This window comes from Dyadobacter ginsengisoli DSM 21015 (genome assembly GCF_059568735.1).
Genome location: NZ_JCANTY010000011.1, coordinates 83,804 through 102,787 on the forward strand (window position 1 = coordinate 83,804; position 18,984 = coordinate 102,787).

At 49.5% G+C, this 18,984-nt stretch carries 18 protein-coding genes; all 18 read right to left on the reverse strand.

Annotated elements, in window-relative coordinates:
* Positions 1-441: 441 nt before the first annotated feature.
* The 18 genes from BP71_RS32710 to BP71_RS32795 all read right to left on the reverse strand — a co-directional run bounded on the left by BP71_RS32710 (position 442) and on the right by BP71_RS32795 (position 18,981).
* Positions 442-1,233 (reverse strand): SDR family NAD(P)-dependent oxidoreductase, encoded by a 792-nt coding sequence (locus BP71_RS32710; RefSeq protein ID WP_496385848.1) that lies wholly within the window; start codon positions 1,231-1,233, stop codon positions 442-444.
* 70 nt (positions 1,234-1,303) lie between these two features.
* Positions 1,304-2,245 (reverse strand): aldo/keto reductase, encoded by a 942-nt coding sequence (locus BP71_RS32715; RefSeq protein WP_496385849.1) that lies wholly within the window; start codon positions 2,243-2,245, stop codon positions 1,304-1,306.
* 20 nt (positions 2,246-2,265) lie between these two features.
* Positions 2,266-3,294 carry a hypothetical protein gene (locus tag BP71_RS32720; RefSeq protein WP_496385850.1) on the reverse strand — a complete coding sequence of 343 codons (1,029 nt, stop codon included), beginning with the start codon at positions 3,292-3,294 and terminating at the stop codon, positions 2,266-2,268.
* A 54-nt stretch (positions 3,295-3,348) separates the two neighbouring features.
* Entirely contained in the window at positions 3,349-4,179 is an 831-nt protein-coding gene (locus tag BP71_RS32725; RefSeq protein WP_496385851.1) for an SMP-30/gluconolactonase/LRE family protein, read from the reverse strand.
* Between the two features lie 104 nt (positions 4,180-4,283).
* Positions 4,284-5,792, reverse strand: a complete 1,509-nt coding sequence (locus tag BP71_RS32730) for a M81 family metallopeptidase (protein WP_496385852.1) — start codon at positions 5,790-5,792, stop codon at positions 4,284-4,286.
* Between the two features lie 62 nt (positions 5,793-5,854).
* Entirely contained in the window at positions 5,855-6,238 is a 384-nt protein-coding gene (locus BP71_RS32735; RefSeq protein WP_496385853.1) for a RidA family protein, read from the reverse strand.
* Positions 6,235-6,879, reverse strand: a complete 645-nt coding sequence (locus BP71_RS32740) for an RraA family protein (RefSeq protein ID WP_496385855.1) — start codon at positions 6,877-6,879, stop codon at positions 6,235-6,237. The genes BP71_RS32735 and BP71_RS32740 overlap by 4 nt, the downstream gene beginning before the upstream one ends.
* 61 nt (positions 6,880-6,940) lie before the next feature.
* Positions 6,941-8,191, reverse strand: a complete 1,251-nt coding sequence (locus tag BP71_RS32745; RefSeq protein WP_496385856.1) for an MFS transporter — start codon at positions 8,189-8,191, stop codon at positions 6,941-6,943.
* Positions 8,192-8,297: 106 nt separating this feature from the next.
* Positions 8,298-9,383, reverse strand: a complete 1,086-nt coding sequence (locus BP71_RS32750; RefSeq protein WP_496385858.1) for a PLP-dependent lyase/thiolase — start codon at positions 9,381-9,383, stop codon at positions 8,298-8,300.
* Positions 9,380-10,192: an SDR family NAD(P)-dependent oxidoreductase gene (locus BP71_RS32755; RefSeq protein ID WP_496385859.1), complete on the reverse strand. Its 813-nt coding sequence runs from the start codon at positions 10,190-10,192 to the stop codon at positions 9,380-9,382. Before BP71_RS32755 ends, BP71_RS32750 begins: the two co-directional genes overlap by 4 nt.
* Complete coding sequence (locus BP71_RS32760) at positions 10,185-11,156, reverse strand: succinylglutamate desuccinylase/aspartoacylase family protein (RefSeq protein ID WP_496385860.1); 972 nt, start codon at positions 11,154-11,156, stop codon at positions 10,185-10,187. Before BP71_RS32760 ends, BP71_RS32755 begins: the two co-directional genes overlap by 8 nt.
* Positions 11,104-11,925, reverse strand: a complete 822-nt coding sequence (locus tag BP71_RS32765) for an SGNH/GDSL hydrolase family protein (RefSeq protein WP_496385861.1) — start codon at positions 11,923-11,925, stop codon at positions 11,104-11,106. Before BP71_RS32765 ends, BP71_RS32760 begins: the two co-directional genes overlap by 53 nt.
* Positions 11,910-13,022, reverse strand: coding sequence for a sialidase family protein (locus BP71_RS32770; protein ID WP_496385862.1), 1,113 nt, complete (start codon positions 13,020-13,022; stop codon positions 11,910-11,912). The genes BP71_RS32765 and BP71_RS32770 overlap by 16 nt, the downstream gene beginning before the upstream one ends.
* Positions 13,023-13,033: 11 nt before the next feature.
* On the reverse strand, positions 13,034-14,083 hold the full coding sequence (locus tag BP71_RS32775) for a sialidase family protein (RefSeq protein ID WP_496385863.1): 1,050 nt from the start codon (positions 14,081-14,083) through the stop codon (positions 13,034-13,036).
* Positions 14,084-14,132: 49 nt separating this feature from the next.
* Positions 14,133-15,251 (reverse strand): sialidase family protein, encoded by a 1,119-nt coding sequence (locus tag BP71_RS32780; RefSeq protein ID WP_496385864.1) that lies wholly within the window; start codon positions 15,249-15,251, stop codon positions 14,133-14,135.
* A 44-nt stretch (positions 15,252-15,295) separates the two neighbouring features.
* Positions 15,296-16,453, reverse strand: a complete 1,158-nt coding sequence (locus BP71_RS32785) for a sialidase family protein (protein WP_496385865.1) — start codon at positions 16,451-16,453, stop codon at positions 15,296-15,298.
* Between the two features lie 29 nt (positions 16,454-16,482).
* Positions 16,483-17,397: a dihydrodipicolinate synthase family protein gene (locus BP71_RS32790; RefSeq protein WP_496385866.1), complete on the reverse strand. Its 915-nt coding sequence runs from the start codon at positions 17,395-17,397 to the stop codon at positions 16,483-16,485.
* Positions 17,398-17,505: 108 nt separating this feature from the next.
* The gene (locus BP71_RS32795; protein WP_496385867.1) at positions 17,506-18,981 is read right to left on the reverse strand and encodes a RagB/SusD family nutrient uptake outer membrane protein; all 1,476 of its coding nucleotides are present in this window, start codon (positions 18,979-18,981) and stop codon (positions 17,506-17,508) included.
* Positions 18,982-18,984: the final 3 nt, after the last annotated feature.

The following is an 18,984-nucleotide window of genomic DNA, read 5'->3' on the forward strand; positions in this document are numbered from 1 at the left end:
TGGTAGCTATGAGCCAGAGGCGAATAGCAGGTGTCCAGGGGTTCTCCCATGGCCAGCTCCCGTCGGGGAGTCGCTTTTTGCGACGTACGGGCGATAGCTGGCCATGGGAGAACCACCGCTCATGTTCGAAACTATTCGAAAGCGTTCGCTTCCGTTCCAAAAAATTCGAATTCGTTTGAAAGTGCTTGATTTTGTTCAAAATCGTTTGAAACATTGATTACAAGCAAAACGCTGAGGAGAACCTGAAAATAACTTTTAAACAATAATTGGATTTTAATATCAAAAGATAAAGTAAATGTAGCTTTGAATTCATTTTTTTAACGCGCCCTTGATCTTACAATTAGGTGCCTTGGCAAACCTTAATGCCTGTGGTTATTTGCGCTCTGCTTTTATCCGTGTTTATCCGCAACGTTCCTAAGTTCCATGGTTGGGTAGATTTCGTCACCAGCTGGTCCATCCCCCGTCAACCATCAGGTTCTGCCCGGTAATAAAAGCCGAAGCGTCCGAGGCCATAAAAACGATCGGGCCTTTGATGTCGTCATCTTCGGCAAACCGACCTAAAGGGGTCAACCGTTTATAGTTTTCAATGAATTCTTCTTTGCCCAACATCTGAGAGACACCAGGACCGTAGCCACCGGGGCTGATGCAATTTGCTCGTATGTTGTATTTTCCATAATAGTTGGCCAGCCATTTGGTAAAACCCACCATGCCCCATTTGTCATACGTATAATTGACCGGGCTGGTCATTCCCGTATTTCCGTATACCGGAAAATTTGGCCCGACAGCACCTTGTATAGAACTGATGTTGATAATATTACCGGAATTCTGCCTAACCATCATACGAACAACCGCCTGTGTGATGAACACAAGCCCGGTGGAGTTGGTCCGCTGGGCTTTTTCCCAACTTTCACGGTCAATATCTTCAAGGTTTTTGAATCCGTCGCGGGAGACCGCATTGTTGACCAAGACATCAATTCTTCCAAACTCAGCTATGGTCTCCTGAACAAATGTCTTGATAGAATCTTCGTCTTCGAGATCCAGGGCCATGCCCGCTGCGGATAAACCTTTTTGTACCAGTTGGGCTGCCAAATCCTTACACTTCTGCACATTGCGCGATGCAATGATCACCGTCGCTCCGGCCGCGGCCAGGGCCCAGGAAATAGGTATCCCGAAGAACCCCGAACCGCCCGTAACAATAACTACCTTATTCTGAAGACTGAACAAACTTTGCATTCCGGTTTTGTTTGAAGTTTAAACCTCTAAGTGACGTGCCGGTTTCAACGACCGCCTTTCCTGTTATTTATCAATTCAATTTCCACCGGCCCGGCGTAATGAGGTCTTCATCTACATTTTCAAACAACTCCATTGCTTTCTCTATCAATGCTTTGGGGACCGGCTTGCCGTTTAATAATCTGACATTTTCATGAACCTGGGCCTCATTAATTGCACCAAAAACAATGCTGTTTACGCCCGGTAGGTCCCGAACAAACGAAAATGCAAGCTGGGCAACGCTCATACCGCCAAGATCTGCGAGTTGCCTGAGTTGTTTCAAATGATTTTCCGCCGCAATTAAATTTCCTTTCAAGTCGGCTGATTCCATAAAAAATAATCCCTGGAGAAAAATACTCCTGGCGAATACCAACTTGCCAGCGGCCGACATACTGTTCAGCAAACCGGAATGAATCAAACGCTGGTCCAGAATACTCAGCGGGACTTGGGTTGCTTCAATCTCTTCACTGTCCAGAAACCAATGGACATCCCCGGGGAAAAAGGCGGATATCCCGCCGATTGATATCAAACCCTGCTCTTTCAGTCTGCGAATGATTCCCGGCAGTACTTGCATCACATCCCGGATCGGCTCCTCTCCCTTATGCAACAAACAGACCGGGAGTTCCGTGATTTTCAGGGTTGCCAAAGACGTTTTTACACTATCGACAACCTCGCGCCAGGCACGCTCCGGGTGGTGCAGGTTTTGCGGGCTGATCTTAAACTTGGACACCAGATTCACCTGCGGCGATTTGCCGTTCCTTTCCAGGAAATCACCGATAACCGCTTCCGAACTTCCGTACTGCCTGGCCGTATCCAATGTGTTGATCCCCGAATTTAGCGCAGCCTGCAGAATTCCTCTGCTTTCCTCCGTGCCCGGTACACCTTCATTGTTCGAAACCCCGTAGTTCAACCCCAGCTGAACTGTCCCAAGTGTCAATTGGGAAAATCGATACCCTCCAAAGTTCGAATATTTCATCTCTTTCTATTTTCGGTTCATCAATACACTCCCACTATGGTCGGTGTGCGGATCCCCGGCTTAATTTCTCCGCTGACATACACCCACTGATTATTCCAGAAAACGACAGGCAGCGTAACCCTCGACGGAATGCTGGTTTGTTCGCCGATGTATTCCCAGCTGTCGGTTGCGGGAAAATAATAAAGCATGCTCTGGATAATTCCCGGGTGCGTTGAGGGCGATTTGTATTGGGCGGTGACAGCATCCACCCCACCCCAGAACAAAAAACGATCATTCTTTAAAACCGGCAGAATTGTCCCCCCTGCCGACATCCCCCTGGGCATCGGGGCAAGTTTCTCCCAGGATTCGGTAAAGCCTTTGTTATCCCTGTTCAGCGTCAGTCGGTAGCTGTCCAACAAGATGGACCGAAACTTCTCCCCCTTTGAATTGATGCCGGTAGTCTCCCCTGAAAACAAATAGCATTGGCCTTCATAGAAGGTACAGACCGGGAACAGGCGTTCAGGTCCCGGCCAGGCTCCCAGCTCCTTCCAGCCATCCGACAGATTTTTAAGATCCAGAACCAGGAATTTCTTCAAGGCAGGGCCGGTAGGAGAACTGCTTCCACCAAAAATCACAAGCGCCTCACCCATTATACCTCCCGCCATGTTGGCCAGCGGGAAAGGGAGTTCTGGTAAAACCGTTTGTATAAATTTCGAGCCGGTCCATTCCAGGCTGTGCACACGGCTCAGATGCCCGCCTTCATTGCTCCCGCCAACAAGTATAATCTTGTTCTCATAGCTCACCGATACGCCATAGCCCGAAGGCGTCGGCAGTTTCTCACTTGCTCTGACCCACCTTTTTCCGTCCCGCAGTACATATATATTGTCGTACCATTTCTTCTTTCCGCCTTCCCACGGGTATTTTTCCGGGAAATTCGCGCCGCCCATAGCGATCAGCGTATTGTGGCTTACGCCAGCAAACATACCAGCCCAACCCTTTCCACCGGGTAGTTGGGGTAGATCGGACCACTGAATTGCCATCTGCCCCAGGGTATCTGAAATAACTGACATAAAAACGACTAATAGACTGTACAAATAATTTTTCATGTTGGGCTAACAAAGCATTTAAGCATGAACAGTGATTAGCAAAACAGCACCCGAACCAGGCTCGCCATATCCGCCGGTAACGAGCAATTTTTGCGCCGAACTATCATCTGCCACAAAACATAAATTGCTGGTGAGCGGGAGCTTCGTATCAATGGTAAACAATAGTTCGCCCGTCAACGCTAATACCTGAATCGCCTGCATGCCATAATGTGCAACCCATATCCTTCCGTTCCGATCTGTTGCCAATCCGTCGGGCAGGTTGCAAATGGGGTTCCCGGACTGATGAACGGGCAGGTCCGCAAACACCTCCGGTTGGTCTTTTCCAATGCCCGGCCTGGCTAACTCAATGATCAGGATACGGTTCTGATAACTTTCCGCAACGTATAAATATCTTTCATCCGGCGAAAAAGCCAAGCCGTTGGCATAGTCGATCCCGGTTGCGACAACCCGCTCCTGACCTGCGGCGCTCCTGAAAAAAACCTTTCCATTTTGCCTGACAGACTCCGTAAAATACAGGTTCTGATTTGAATCCATGATCAGATCGTTGGGAGAAGAAAAGGGAATACCAGCACAGGTGTTTTGGATCAAACTGGCATAAAAAAGCCCTGATTCGCTGTATTGGTTAATACAGGCGCCCCGACTGTCACAAAATAAATGCGTCCCGTCTTTCAAAATCAGCTGGCCGTTGGGACAAGTTCCTTTTGCCCACTCAGAATACTGACCCCGCTGATCTATCTTTCCTACAAAGCCACCGGTCAATGTTGAGAAATAAAAATTACCCGCGTCATCCATCGCCGGGCCCTCGGTATAGAAAGGCAGATCCAGAAGTTTTTCAACCGAGTAATCCATGTATCAGTTTTTTATAACAAATAATTATGCTTTCTTAAAGAGCCTGCACTTTTCAGCGATCACGATATTCATATTTCGCAGTGAAAAAATACTTGATCAACGGATCAGGTTTCAAAAGGAAACATGGGTTTTCTCCGGTTTTTGTATTCAAATAAAGTCATATCAGCCTGGGTCACACCGGGTGTATCCACCTGAATAACAGAAGCACAAACCGGGGCATAAGCGGCGATCGGGGCATTGACCCCTTTTGCGATAATGATTTCAAAACTAGTCGGGTCCAGACCGAACGATTTCATTTGCTGCAAGCTGTATGGGGGTGTGCGCTTTGAAGTGAGCATCACCGTGTTCCCCCCGGCCGTTCCGACGATGACGGTCGGTCCCATGTCGTAATGCACAAAGCCGCCGTGCTTGGGGGTATCCTCCTCAAAGATCCCGTCCGAAGTCAGGAGCAGCGTCACATCCGAAACATACTTCGTAAAATTGTCGCCAAAGGCAAGTCTGAAAGAATCGCCGCACGAATTGGCTGACGCTAATTTTACAGCTTGCGGATCATCGATACAGACAAACGAATTTGCAAAATGCTCCCGCTCCAGAAAAGCAAGCAAATGTGTACTGTTCCCCGGGGCGCCGCCGCCCACATTATCTCCCATATCCAGCACCAAAATGGGTTTGGCCAGGCGCCCCAGTTGGTCCCTGAAAGCGTAGATATCATTTTTTTTACCATTAAAATCTTCCCTGTGACCCAGAATATATCCTGTCAGGTCCTCCCCCACGGAATTGAGCATCGTCCCTGCGGATGGTGCACTTTTTCCGTCGGCAACGATTATAAATGCAGAGCCCATTTCCGGCACATCAGCATATGGAAAGCCAAGCAGCACACTTGCCGAAAGCAATTGGTGCTTCGTTCTGAGATCGGCCACATATGCATACAAACTTTTGCAAGGCTCGCCGGAAGTATACTGCTGTTCTATACTGATCGATAATGGCAGTTGAACCAGCCGCTGCACCGGCCGGATGTTCCCTCTCAGTGTTTCTATCATCATTGAAGCCGCCTGTCTGCCGGTTTCACGCTGGTCGACGTGCGGATTCGTTGCGTACGCAATCAGCATATCAGTAGCGTCGATCATTTCCTCACTCACATTGGCATGCGGGTCTAGCGTGCCGGTAACCACGACAGCGCTTCCGATCTTCTCGCGTAACACGCTTAGCCAGTGGCCGTCCATATCGGGATATCCATCCGCGACCCCCGCGCCGTGCGGTACGACCAGGCAACCATCTACAGGCATCACAAGGTCGAACGCATCCATCATGGCGCTCAGGACAAACTCGTAACCATGCCTGTCAATAAGTCCGCCGGGCGTCGCAGACGCATAAAAAACCGGAATAAGCTCCATATCTTTTGCTGCGTCGATGGCCTCGATCACGCCACTGATCTCATGATGGGCGCCTACATATTCCTTGCGTATTGCATCTCCTTCAAGCCAGTATCCGCCCTTGAAATCGTCCAGCTTCGTGGGCGTTTCAATGAATGTATTGGTTTCATGGTAGATGCCAAGCAGGGCGATCCGGTATTTGCGGGTCGTGGATTGTAGATCGTTAACGTTCCCCATCATTGATTGCTATGTACTTGATAAAAAGATTCTCCGCTAAGAAATAGTTAAGAAAACGCCCAGGTCTATTTGGGCAGGTAGCACACCACATCGACCTCAAACTTCAAAAGATCTCCCAGGCAACCGATCAGGGTCGTTCTGGCAGGGAACGGTTCTTTGAAATAATCCCTGTAAATGGCATTGAATTCAGCCAGATACTCCTGTTTACCAACATAATTCCGGACCTGTACCGCGTCGTCCAGTGTCGCTCCGGCAGCGTCAACGATTCTTTTCAGATTTTCAAAAGACCGCCGGCATTCACCTTCAAAAGTATCGCTCACGATTGCGCCCGTATCATCGACGGACGCCTGACCGGACACGAACAGATAATCGCCCGAAATCACGCCCGGTGAAAAAGGCAGATGACTTTTCGGGGTGCCGGCACCGCTTACTATTGTTTTTTTGTTCATAACACGCCAAATTTTAGATACGCATCCATTGCCTTCATTCCTCCTTTGATTGCATCTCGGGTAATGTTCTCCGCTGAAACTTTTCCAAGTGCAGCCCTGATCACCTGCTCTTCTACCGCACTGGGAACGACCACGATGCCATCTTGATCCGCCATCACAAGATCACCGGGACTGAATTTCACACCATCAATTTCGACCGACACGTCTATGTCAATTACACGCTGACGGTTCTGACTGTCATACGGGTTTTTGGAAGTGGCAAAGACCGGGAAAATCATCTCCTGCATTTTTTCGATATCCCGCACTGCACCATGAACGATCACCCCCTCACAGCCTGCGTTTCGCGCTGCTGTCGACAACAGTTCGCCCCAAATTCCCGAACGGTTCGATCCTCCGGCGGCACAGATCAGAATATCGCCAGGCTGACATGAATCCACAGCTTTCAGTTCAAGTTCATACGGGTTGGTATCGATATCATACATGTCGGCCCACAGGGTAGTCTTACATCTGCCGATCAATTTTGTAATGCCTGTATAGGCGTGAAAAGTAATCCTTGTTGCCTGCTGCCTGTAACCCATCTGGTCCAGTACGTCGGCCAGTACGGCTACATAAAGCTGGTCTTTTAATTCCGCTAGATTCATTGCGTTATATGTTTGCTGGTAGGTTTTAGTTGAATTCCGGCAATTCGTTCCATTATTATCTTCAATCGTTGCCAGCGTTCTTCGGCTTCACACAATACAGCAGTACCGCACAGGCCAGCAGGCTGAATGCAGCGATCCGGAACATGACATCAAGGTCCACGTGTGAATCCCGCAATACCCCGCCCGCATACAATCCAATGCCGCCTACAATACAGGCTACCAGGTTCAGAAAACCGTAGCCCGTCGCGAGGTATCTTGGGTTAATGATCATGTAGAGAATAGGCATCATGTTGGCATCCAGAAAAGTACGTGTAAACGCATAGATCATAAAACATCCCACTGCAACAGCCAGCACGGTAGTACTGCTGGCAATAAATATTCCGGGTGCTGCCACAATGAGCCCGACAACCGGTACCATAATCCGCGCACGAGGGTGATTCCGGCTCCACCTGTCGGCGAGATAACCGCCGGTTAAAACACCGGCAAGCGACGCGGTATGAAAATAGCCTGTGGCATACACCCCCGCCATGCTTTGCGACAGACTGAAATGTTCTTTGTAATAAGTGGGCAGCCAACCGACAACCATCCAGCTTACAATGCTTCCCAGCGCCCAGAATGTAAGTGCAAGCAGGTAAGTTTTGTTCCCCAGCAATTCGCCTATCGCAGTTTTAAAACCGATTGCAGGTATAGCAGGTGTTCCGTTCGACATTTCTTCAACGGGCGTTTTCCGGTCACGAAGCGTGAACAGCAGCACGACCGAATACGCGATACCGATCATTCCGAAAATTGTGAAGGCAAAGCTCCATGTACGATCTTCGGCGAGCCAGCCGCCAATGAAACCCAGGCTCTGACCAATCATGATACCGCCCATGTGCATCCCTACCGCAAGCGAGCGGGTTTTGCCGCTGTGATAATCTACGATAAGCGCGAGCGCAGCCGGTATATAGCAGGCTTCGCTGATACCCATCAGCGCACGGGTGAAAAGCAATTCTTCAAAAGTCGTTGCGTGGGCCGTCAGCCAGGTCACTACCGACCAGACGAATAAGCTGCCGATAATGACACGGCTCCTGTTAAAACGATCAGCGAGAAATCCTGCGACCGGGCTGAGGATCCCATAGATCCACAAAAACAGAGACGTGAGCAGACCAAACTGCGCGTCGGTCATCGGGATTTCTTTCAGGATTGAACCACGCATGGTGGTTATCATCATCCGGTCCAGATAATTCAGACAGCCCACCACGCAGAGCAACGCCACGATCACCCAGGGATAGATGCTCTTTTTCAATTGGACAGGGGCTGTTATTTCATTCATTTTCTATCGTTTACTTTAAGAATTGACTGAGACAGTATTACATGGAGCATCCATGCATGATCTGATCAAAAATCCGAACATCTGGCACAAAAGGAAGAGCTACAATTCACTCGCCCAAAAGCTCCCCAATAAGTTGAAAGCCTGCATGACGATCCAGCGTTTTAACTTCGGGCAGGTTAAAATTTCTGTCAACCGAACCTATATCCTTGAAGCCGCTTCCTGTAACCAGGCATACGACAGTTTCATTTTTAAGTACTTCATTTTTTTCTATTGCGAGCTCCAGGCCTGCCAATGCGACAGCGCCAGCTGGTTCGCAAAATATCCCCTCTTTTTGCGCCATGCGTTTCTGCCATTTAAAAGCATCCTGATCCGCCACCACATAGCCATTGCCACCCAACTTGCGGCAATTATCGATTACGAGATCCCCGTCGATGACACTGGCAACCTGCAGTCCACTTACAGTTGTCAGCGAAGCCGGAACCGCTTTGGCGAGTGAATGGCCATTCCTGAGCCGGGAGGCAATCGTATCATTTCCCTGAGGCTGTACACAATTCACCCTGGTGTGCCGCGAAACAGAAAGGGCTCCTTTGGTTACTGCGAGCGTCAACCCTCCACCTCCGGCCGGCGAAAAAATATGATTGATCCGGTCCCCCAGTTCTTCATGCATTTCGTACATCATGGTTTGCACACCCTGCATCGCAGACGGGCAGTATCGGTAAGCACTGATCGGCAATGGCAAGCCTCTAGTTGCACATATCTTTTCCAGCTCATCAAAAATTGCACTGGTCATTTCCGCATTTTTCCCAAAATCCTTAACCATCACAATATGGGCACCATAGAGCTGCATCTGCTTTATTTTCGGCAGGGGCGCGCCATCGACGACAATCAAGATACACGCGATATCGGCAGCTGCGCAATAAGCCGCCAGGGCGGCACCGGTATTTCCGCTGGAAGTTGCGATGCATACTTTTTGACCCGCCGTTCTCATTTCACTGACAAGCACTGCCGCAAACCTGTCCTTGTAAGATCCGGTCGGATTCAGATTTTCCAGCTTGAAGTACAAATCAGGTACGCCAAGCGCTTCTCCGATAAACCTGGACTTGACCAGGGGCGTATGACCTTCTCCCAACAACATCCGATACTGCTCGGGGACTTTAGGTAAAAATGAATCGTACTGCCAGATCGTTTTCAAAATTCGTCGGGGAATTGTCGTTTCTTAATGGAATACTTACTGAAATTTGACTTAAATCCGCCGTCAACCAGCAAAGTTGTACCGGTTATGTAAGAAGCGGCATCGCTACCAAGCCAGAAAATCGCATCGGCTACCTCTTCGGTCCGGCCGCCTCTTGCAAGTGGTATGAAGTCGGTTATTTCATTGATCAGGCCCTCACTGATGTTTTTCCCGTCGGCATCCACGTAGTCGTTGCTCAGCTGGGTATCAATAAAACCGGGAGCGACCCCGACAACCCGAATGCCGTTTCGGCCATAAGTAATCGCCGTTTCCCTGATCAGACTTTCCAGCGCACCCTTGGCAGAAATGTAGGCGGCCCCGGCACCCGAAGGACGGTCTGCCATCATACTGGTGACATTTATGATCACCCCATTTTGTTTTTTCTCCATTTCAACCGCGGCCCACTTGGTCAGGAAGGCAGGCGCTGTAAGGCATATTTTCAGGGTTTTCTCCCAGGTATCCATCCCAATGGTGCGCAGGCTTTCGATGGTGCGCCAGGCCGCATTGTTGACCAGAACATCTATCCTCCCCCATTTGTTGGCTGTTTGATCAATAATACTTTTCAGATAATCCGGGTTCGAAAGGTCACCTGGCAGAAGCAGGCAACCGGTTTGCGTTTCCTGGCCGAGCGACCTGGCTAGCAACGAAAGTGCTGCTCCGTCGATATCACAAAGTGTGAGATGAAATCCGTTTTCCGCAAATTTCCGGGCAGTTGCGCTACCTATGCCGCCGGCCGCCCCCGTGATGATCACTACCTTGATATTATCCATGAATTACTATTTTACCGGGCCCATCAATAGGCAGAATCCCGCCCAATGCATCCCCTTTTTTTACTTTAACCAGAGTTCTGTTTAAAAATGCAAGCCCTGAAATATCCGCTACCACCTCCACCACTTCGCCTGCCAGCGGGTTCACGATCTGGCCCCAGCGTTGTCCCTTTTGCACCATGGTTCCAAGCTCAACCTCAGCAACGAATATTCCTCCCGCCGGGGATGGCATTTTACCTTGCAGATACCCGCTATCTGCTCTGTGATCTTCCACCCAAAACCGCTCACCGACTTTTTCGGTCATCACGCCGCCTAACATTCCCAGACTTTTAAGCATATTCAAAAACCCCTCTTCATAGGCTTTCACCACCTTTGCCCGGATCCCTGTTCCACCCCCATATTCCAGGTAAACAGCAGGGATGCCTGCATCCCTCGCGATGGAAAGCGTACGTCCGCCGGGCGTATAATCGGTTCCCCAAACAATAGGTAAGTTGAAGGAACCGGCCATTTCCCGCTGTTTTTCGAGAATAATCTTGTCCGGATGCAGCATATAACCTGCCAACGGCGCGATTTCGTACATCATGCCGCCGGTATGCATGTCTACCAAATAGTCAGCCTGTTTGATCAGCTCGCTGATGCTGGCAGCCGCTTTTTCCGAAGCACTGCCTGTTGGGCTTCCCGGGCATATCCTTGCCAGGTCCAGTCCGTCTTCGCCGTAACGGGAAGCGGACCCATAAGCACTTTCGTTAACCACAGTCACAATTCTCACGCTCCCCCGCAGCAGCTTGCCGGCAAGACCTTCCGCCAGTTGCATCGCAGCCAGCATCGGCTCATATTCGTCCCCATGCACCCCCGCCGAAAGCAACACCCTCGGCCCCTCAATACCTGACGTTATATCTGTGTATCCCAATAATTCAGTGTTCTCCTTCATAATAAGCGCCTCCACACGTCGCTTCCTTTGGATCAAAAATGCCGATCGTTTTAAACAACTGCCGGGCTATCTGCTGATGCCCCGTACCATTGGGGTGCAGCGGGTCGTTGAGCCAATCTCTGAATACATTCACTTCATCCGACTTTGCAAAAGCCTCCTGCCAATGCGCGTAATTGTCTGCCAGGATCATTTCGTTTTCTTCTGCAACCTTTCTTATTACCGCCACATAGCGCTCCAACCCGGCCCGCTCCGGCGATCTTTCCATGATAATGATGTTGGGCGTATGCAACACAGCCACAGCATTCAATTGCCTGATCTGTACAACCAGCCGGAGCAGATTTTCCGCAAAAACCTCCATAGTAATATCTTCTTTAGCGCAATCGTTGGTGCCGATCATGACAGACACTACCGACGGTTTGAAATGTGCTATACGCCAGTCGAAATCATCCAGAAGACTAATGGTGGTATTTCCGCTGACCCCAGTATTCAGGACCACATCTCTGAAGCGTTTCAATTCCCACCTGATCCTTTCCTCAAAAATCTGGGGATAACAACGATAGCCGTGCGTATGTTTTGCACCATGCGTGATACTGTCGCCCGTAAATAGCCAGACGGCCGGTTCGCCGCCAGCAAGCAGCTTCGTTATCTTTGCCAGATCATTCCCTGTGCCGTTTGCACCTTGCAGCGGTCCGGCGGCAGCCTGGATGGTTGTCGTACCCACGAATGCTACCGACAAACCGGCATTTATCAGGAATTCCCTTCTTGAAACCCCACTGGCCACGGGAGGGTCTATTTGTAAAGCCATTTCTGATTCAAACGCGTGATGTTGGTGACCGACAAGTGCGTTTTGGCCGACTGGCTTCCCGCACAATAACCCAGTAAAACTTCCTGTTTGACAAAGTGAATGGCGATGTAACAATACCATCCGTCGGGATCATTTTCGATGTTTTTAATATGTTCCCAGGTTTTTCCTTCATCCTTTGAAACAGCCGTCGTCAGGGGCGTGCGTTTGCCGTCTTTACCGGGTTCCACCTTGTTATTATTCCAAACCAGAAGCAGGTCGCCGGTTGCCGGGATTCGCGCGATGGATGCAGGCGAAACGGGCGAGTGAATTGAGCTTGGTTCTATTTGGCTCCATGTTTCACCTTTGTCTTTCGAATAAGACAGTTGCTGAAAGCCACTGTTAGTCCGGATAAACATCATAATCCGGCCGTCTTTCAGTTCAACAACCCCCGGTTCCTGGGTTATGATATCTTTCGCATTCGGCACGGCACTGCCCGATTTCCAGGATGTCCCGTTGTCGTCTGAAAAATAGCTGTACAGCGTTGCTTTGTTCTGCCACTTTCCATCCAGCGATCTGTGCAGTGCCACGGCCATCAGCAGGCGCCCATTTTTCAGCTGGATCACACGGTTGTTGTTCAGCACAAAATAACCTTTCCGGTCTGTGATGCAAGGTTTTGGGTCGCTCCAAGTTTTTGCCTCGTCCGCTGATATCCGCATCAATGGAACGCAGTCGGTTTCGGAGTTCTTTTTCAGATAAAACAAGGCGATTTTACCGTTCCGGAGCCTTAGCAATGAAACAGACATGACATTCATATCTCCCTCCTGTTTTACAACCAGCTCATCTTCCTGGGTCCAGGTCTTCCCTCCGTCACGCGAGGACCTGCTTGCCAGGTACGCAGGGGCATGATCGTCGGAGGAGTTTCCGGTATAATGGCTGTAAATAAAAATGATGCGACCGTCCTTCAAAGTGATGAAATCCCCCTCACTGTTACGGGGATTGTTTGCGCCGGGAGACAGTTTCAGGGACAATACCTGGTCATTATTTTTTTGGGAAAAAACCTTCTGCCCCAAGAAGATCAGGATGGCAAGCAGGCATGTTAGCTGGGTTATCTTTTTCATAAGGGTTGGATTTAAAGGTAAAGATCCTGTAACCTGATCCGGATGATACGGGAATTGTTCAATCCTGCCCCCATCCCGTAGCCCAACAGTGCATGATCTCTGGTGAAATGGACTGCTGTGTAACAAAATGTGCCCTCCGGATCATCTTCCAGGTTTTTAATGTACTGCCAGGTTTTACCTTCATCTTTTGAAACAGCAATGGAGAGCGGCGTGCGCCTGCTCTTGAAATAGCCTTCGCCTTTCGCCCCATTGTTGTTCCAGACAAGCAGTAAATCACCTGTATTGGGAATGCGGGCAATCGTCGCAGGCGAAATGGGAGACGGAATTTCTGCGGGCTGCACATGGGTCCATGAAATGCCTTTGTCCTTGGAATAAGCGTAATATTGCCGGCCGTGGTTCGCCCGAATATTCATCAAGATGTTGCCGTCTTTTAACTCAGTAATTCCTGGCTCCTGGGTGATCACACTATCTCGGTTGGGAACAGCCCGACCAGCCTTCCAGGTTTTCCCCAGGTCATCGGAATAATAGCAACGCAGTTTTCCGCGGTTATTCCACTTTGTATCAGCGGTTTTATGCAGCGAAACAGGTATCAGCAATCTTCCGGATCTCAGTTGTCGTACCCGGCTATTGTTTACCACAAAGTATCCCTTCTGATCGGTAATACACGCCTGCGCATCTGTCCAGGTATCTCCCTCGTCGGTAGATATCCGCATGACAGGAATGCAATCGTCAATCGAGTTCTTTCGGAGGTAAAACATGGCGATCCTGTCAGCACCCAGCCTGAGCAGGGAAACCGACATGATGTTCATTTTACCGGCGTTTTTGATTATAATCTTGTCAACGGCAGTCCAGGTTTTGCCACTGTCCGAAGAAAAGCGACCGGCCAGGTCGGCTGGTGAAAAGTCACTGGAAGATTGCCCGGAATACCTGGAATAAACAAAAAGCAGCCGACCGTCTTTGAGCGTAATAAAATCCCCTTCACTGTTGCGCGGGTTGTCTGCGCCGGCTTTAATATCCAGCACGACCTTTCCGATACCCTGAGCAGCGCAAGGTAAATGCATGATGAAACAGAAAAAAAGGCTCCTTAGTACAATCATGACAAACGGCTTTTCATTGGTAAATCCAGTCAAGGCTCAGCAGTTTTACATTGGTGACAGATAAGCTGGTCCGCTTTGGCCGGTTGCCCGCACAGTAGCTGAGCAGCACATCATTTTTCCCTACAAAATGGATTGCAGTGTAGCAATACCAGCCCTCTGGGTCACTTTCTACTACTTTTCTATTCTGCCAGGTTTTGCCTTCGTCTTTGGAGTAAGCTATGTTCAGAGGTGTGCGCCATCCTTTGATTGGCCCGGTCAGCCCATTGTTGTTCCAGACCATCAGCAAATCTCCCGTCGACGGAATGCGTGCAATCGTCGCAGGAGATACCGGCGATTGGATGCCGGTGACCGCTGCCGGTCCCCAGGTTGCGCCATTGTCGTTGGAAAAAGACTGATATTGAAAACCTGCATCCGTGCGAATAATCATCATGATCTTATTCTTTTTCAGCGCAATCAATCCCGGTTCCTGCGTCGTTACATCGTCGGGATTGGCTATTTCCGGGCTCGAAGACCAGCTCGCGCCATTGTCATCGGAGCGGTAAACATACAATTTGCCCCGGTCGTTAAACTTACCTCCGGGAGGTGTTACATGCCAGGCCACAGGTACAAGAATTCTACCACTTTTCAACTGGATCACCCGGTTGTTGTTTAGCACGAAGTAGCCTTTTTTGTCAGTTATACAGGCAACGGGCCCGCTCCATGTTTCGCCTTCATCTTTTGATATGCGCATGAAGGGAATACAGTCATCAACCGAATTCTTTCGGGCGTAAAACAAGGCAATGTCCCCGTTTTTCAGCCTCAAAAGAGAAACGGACATCACGTTCATTCCGGCGTCGTTCTTCACAATCACGCGGTCGTCCCGGGTCCAGGTCCTGCCACCATCGGACGAATATCTTCCAACCAGATAGGCCGCGGCAAAATCACTTGCCGATGCCCCGGTAAAACGGCTGTAAATGAAAAGTATGCGCCCGTCTTTGAGTGTCACAAAATCCCCTTCGCTGTTTCTGGGGTTGTCTTCTCCCGGTTCCAGTTTAAGAACGAGTTCGGGGGACGTGCTACCGGGAGTCTGGGCATCCGCCATGTGTACCACGACGAGGCCAAAGAAGAAAAAGAACAATTTGTATTTACTCATCATAATAATGGCTGAATTTTATGGTTGTTGCTCCGGCATCAGCTTCAATTGATAAAGTCCTTCTCGCTAAGCTTCATCCTCAGATCGCCCTGCATGGTGGTTACCCAAAGTTCGCCGGGTTTGATCTCAAAAATGTAGGGATAGGAAATCCAGGCTTTCGATGTGTCGCTGTTCTGAATTTTGTAGGATTTTGCAATCACTTTCGGCTTGGTCCATGTTTTCCCGTCATTATCTGAAAACGCAATTGACAGCTCTTCCCGATGGTTGCTGGCGGCCACTTCCGAAAACTGGTTATCACCACCCCGAAGTGGATAGGTATCTTTGCCCTCCGGAAAACGACGGTTCCAGATCAGAACGAGCTTACCGCTGGCAAGCCGTTTGAGCTGACCCGGCGCTGAGCTCGCAGGAATTCCCGTGGGCTTAATCTCCTTCCAGGTAATGCCTTCGTCATCGGAAAATGCTTCCCAGAAAGTCCCCCAGTTGGTCCGCATCAGCTGCCAGATCCGGCCGTTTTTCAGCTGTACAATGGTCGACTCCGTTACACCGCTATGGTGACCAATTCCGCCAAGATCAATCACATTCGACCTTTCCCAGGTTTTACCCTCGTCCGGGGAAGTGTATGTAAGGACCGTATGGTGCCCGGGATTATGCCGCATCATCATGGAAGTGAAAACAACGCTCCCCTTGGCCGTTTCGATCATCGTGCGAATGGCCCCCGTGTGTTCATTATGTCGTTTTTGAATGTCCCGCCAGGTTTTCCCTCCGTCCAGACTGCGCATGGTATAAGTAGGAAGAGTTGCGCCGGGCGAATCCGAGGTTTCGGCATTCCAGTTCCAGTTGGCGCGTTCGGCAAGATTTAGAAATGCAAGAATGATGATCCCATTTCGGGTTGTCAGCAATGCCCTTTCACCCGAGATATTGAATTTACCCGGCGTATCGAACAGCTCATACGCTTCCCAGGTTTTGCCTTCGTCTTTGCTGATCAGGCTTTTGTTACCGTCGATTGCTACAATATCTCCATCTTTGTTTCTTACAAAAGGCCCCATTACCTGACCTTTGAGTTCCTCTGCATTTTTGGGTATCCAAGCCTGAGAGACCGTTATTTTCCCGTTTTGCTCACTGAAAACAGGCTGGGCCTGCACCCATTGCAAAGAATAAATCCAGCAGGCGATCAGAAAAATAAATTTACGCGATTGTGACATTTTCTTCGGAGATAACGTGCCTGTTAATTTTAATGCGTACCGATACCGGTTACGGCTGAGATGCGATCAAGGATTTCCTGAATATCCTCTTCCTTCCATTCGCTATTGCCAAGCCCGAGCGGTGGATTCGGAATCCCTATATCGACCCCGTGTTTCATGATCATCGCTTTTTGAAAGAAGGTCCAGATGTTGGGCAGAACAAAATTTATGATCTCCTGGAAAGTCAGCATAAAACGACTGCCAAGCTCAAAATTACCGGCCATAAATGCTCTCCGGACATACTTGCATTCTTCCCCCCACAGATTAAAAAAGCTGCCGATTGCGCCCACCGTGCCGCACAAAGTCCCCTGGCAGAAAAGTTCGTCGGCGCCACTGAAAAGTCTGAGATCGTCACCGGCCAGAATGTGCATCAGACTGATCTCGTACAAATTTTGTGTCGTGAGCTTCATTCCTTCAATGTTCGGCAAGGTTAGGATCTGGTCAATATAATAACGGGCATCCCCGCCGAAAATACTCTGGTTACCTACGTGATAGGGAAAAAACGGTATGTCTATCGAGGAGCTGATCGCACGATAATGGGCTAACGCATTGTTCACGCCACCCTGGTAATAGATAGGCGCAACAGTGGAAATGCCATATACGCCTGCCTCCTGTGCAGCTTGTGCGAGCCTGACAGATTCACGGGTATTGAGTGCCCCTACCTGGGCGATAACAGGGATCCTGTTACCCGCGATTTCCGTTACCTTACGGGTGACGGCTATCCGCTGTTTTTCATTAAATAACACCCCCTGACCGGTCGAACCAAGAATGTACAAGCCATCGAGTCGCTGATCGACACAAACCTGGACAATTTTTTCAAGTTCAGTAAATTCCGGGGCACCATCCTGATCAACCGGGGTAAGCAGCGCGGGCCAAAGACCTCCTATTTCCATTTTATTGAGCATGTTATTGAGAGAATAAATTAAAATAAAGGGTTAGAGAGTTAAGGGTAAAAGGCTAAGGATTAAAGGATTATGGGCTTATCCAGTTCACACACCGAGGCTATTATTAATTTAGTAGCCCGGATTTTGTTTTACTTTTGTTTCGAGGCTTAACGTATTAGATGATATTGGGAACAGCAACAGGTACTGCTTGTCGGCCCTTGACTGAAGCGCGGGAACCTTCTCGAATGCCTTTCCGAACCGGATCAGGTCCCACCAGCGCTTTCCCTCAAGGCCAAGCTCCAGTAATCGCTCCTTCAGGATCACTTCATCGTTATCAGCCTTCGTTCCATTCACAAATGGGTGCGCCCCCACTGCAGCACCATATGCCCGTGCTCTGACCTGCATGATCTCGGCAGTAGGATCCTGCCCCAATGCATTCTTTGCTTCGGCCACCATCAGCAGGATATCCGCATAGCGATAGATGATGTAATCGTTGAGGAACAGTCGCACGCCCGCATTGATGCCACCTTTGAATTTGGTCTGGAAAGCGCCGTAGAAAGCGCGCGTGCCGGTCGTAGCAGTGTAGATTTCGGTAAAAGTGGCATTCCTTCTTATGTCGTTCGTAGTGAACTGGTTCCTGAATACAGCGGAAGGCGCCCAGAAATTGTTGCCGTTCGCAACACCCAGCGCGGCAGAAGCCGTTGCGTCGATGTCATTCGGAACATAAGCAGCTGCGAAATACATGTTCACAAAATCATTGTCGGTTACCTCGTTTTGCTGAAAACGTATCGCGAACAGAATCTCCTTGTTGCCCTTATTAGCGTAATCGAATACACTCGCATAATTATCGAGCAGGGCGACGTCCGCTGTTTTTATTTCATTCAATGCATTCAGAGCGGTTGTAAAATCCGCTGCTCCGCCGTTCAGCACTTTGCCCGTCCATAGAAATACGTCGGCTTTCAGCGCATTAACAGAGGGTTTTGACCAAACAAACCTCCCCGCCGGTATGGTATTGGCAGAGAACAGTGAAACCGCTTTATCGATATCTTCCTTGATCTGCTTGAAAATATTTTCTTTGGAGGTTCGCTCCTTTTGAATAGATTCCGCGGTAAACGCTTCGGTCGGCTCGGTTACCAGCGGCAGGTCCCCCCAGGTTTTTATCATCGTAAAATACACATACGCTCTCATGGCGTAAGCCTGGGCAAGCATGTCATTTTTGGATGCCTCCGATGTGAAACTGATTTCAGGAATGTGTTTCAGAAGCAGATTTGCCTGGTGAATGACGGTATACATTCCCTGCCATTCCGGGCCCGCGGTCGTCGCGTCAAGGGTATTCAGGTAATATCTTTCCCGCCCGTCCAGGCCCTGAACACCACTACCTACTGTTTCACTTCTGCCTTCTCCCCAAAGGAACAAATTCTTACTGGCCTGACTGCGTAGGGCCACATACATGCCGTAAGTGCCACCCCGGGCATCATCTTCTGTTTTCCAGAAAGACGAATTGCCGATCACGCTTGTGGGAAGCAAATCCAGGTTATCTGTGCAGGAACTGAGCGCCAGGTTCACAAACACCGCCATCAATAGCATTTTATAAGTCTTTTTCACAAT

Excerpts from the sequence above, each read along its gene's own strand:
- BP71_RS32710 (WP_496385848.1), bottom strand. The coding sequence starts at position 1,233 with ATGCAAAGTTTGTTCAGTCTTCAGAATAAGGTAGTTATTGTTACGGGC.
- BP71_RS32715 (WP_496385849.1), bottom strand. The coding sequence starts at position 2,245 with ATGAAATATTCGAACTTTGGAGGGTATCGATTTTCCCAATTGACACTT.
- BP71_RS32720 (WP_496385850.1), bottom strand. The coding sequence starts at position 3,294 with ATGTCAGTTATTTCAGATACCCTGGGGCAGATGGCAATTCAGTGGTCC.
- BP71_RS32725 (WP_496385851.1), bottom strand. The coding sequence starts at position 4,179 with ATGGATTACTCGGTTGAAAAACTTCTGGATCTGCCTTTCTATACCGAG.
- BP71_RS32730 (WP_496385852.1), bottom strand. The coding sequence starts at position 5,792 with ATGATGGGGAACGTTAACGATCTACAATCCACGACCCGCAAATACCGG.
- BP71_RS32735 (WP_496385853.1), bottom strand. The coding sequence starts at position 6,238 with ATGAACAAAAAAACAATAGTAAGCGGTGCCGGCACCCCGAAAAGTCAT.
- BP71_RS32740 (WP_496385855.1), bottom strand. The coding sequence starts at position 6,879 with ATGAATCTAGCGGAATTAAAAGACCAGCTTTATGTAGCCGTACTGGCC.
- BP71_RS32745 (WP_496385856.1), bottom strand. The coding sequence starts at position 8,191 with ATGAATGAAATAACAGCCCCTGTCCAATTGAAAAAGAGCATCTATCCC.
- BP71_RS32755 (WP_496385859.1), bottom strand. The coding sequence starts at position 10,192 with ATGGATAATATCAAGGTAGTGATCATCACGGGGGCGGCCGGCGGCATA.
- BP71_RS32765 (WP_496385861.1), bottom strand. The coding sequence starts at position 11,925 with ATGGCTTTACAAATAGACCCTCCCGTGGCCAGTGGGGTTTCAAGAAGG.
- BP71_RS32770 (WP_496385862.1), bottom strand. The coding sequence starts at position 13,022 with ATGAAAAAGATAACCCAGCTAACATGCCTGCTTGCCATCCTGATCTTC.
- BP71_RS32775 (WP_496385863.1), bottom strand. The coding sequence starts at position 14,083 with ATGCATTTACCTTGCGCTGCTCAGGGTATCGGAAAGGTCGTGCTGGAT.
- BP71_RS32780 (WP_496385864.1), bottom strand. The coding sequence starts at position 15,251 with ATGAGTAAATACAAATTGTTCTTTTTCTTCTTTGGCCTCGTCGTGGTA.
- BP71_RS32785 (WP_496385865.1), bottom strand. The coding sequence starts at position 16,453 with ATGTCACAATCGCGTAAATTTATTTTTCTGATCGCCTGCTGGATTTAT.
- BP71_RS32790 (WP_496385866.1), bottom strand. The coding sequence starts at position 17,397 with ATGCTCAATAAAATGGAAATAGGAGGTCTTTGGCCCGCGCTGCTTACC.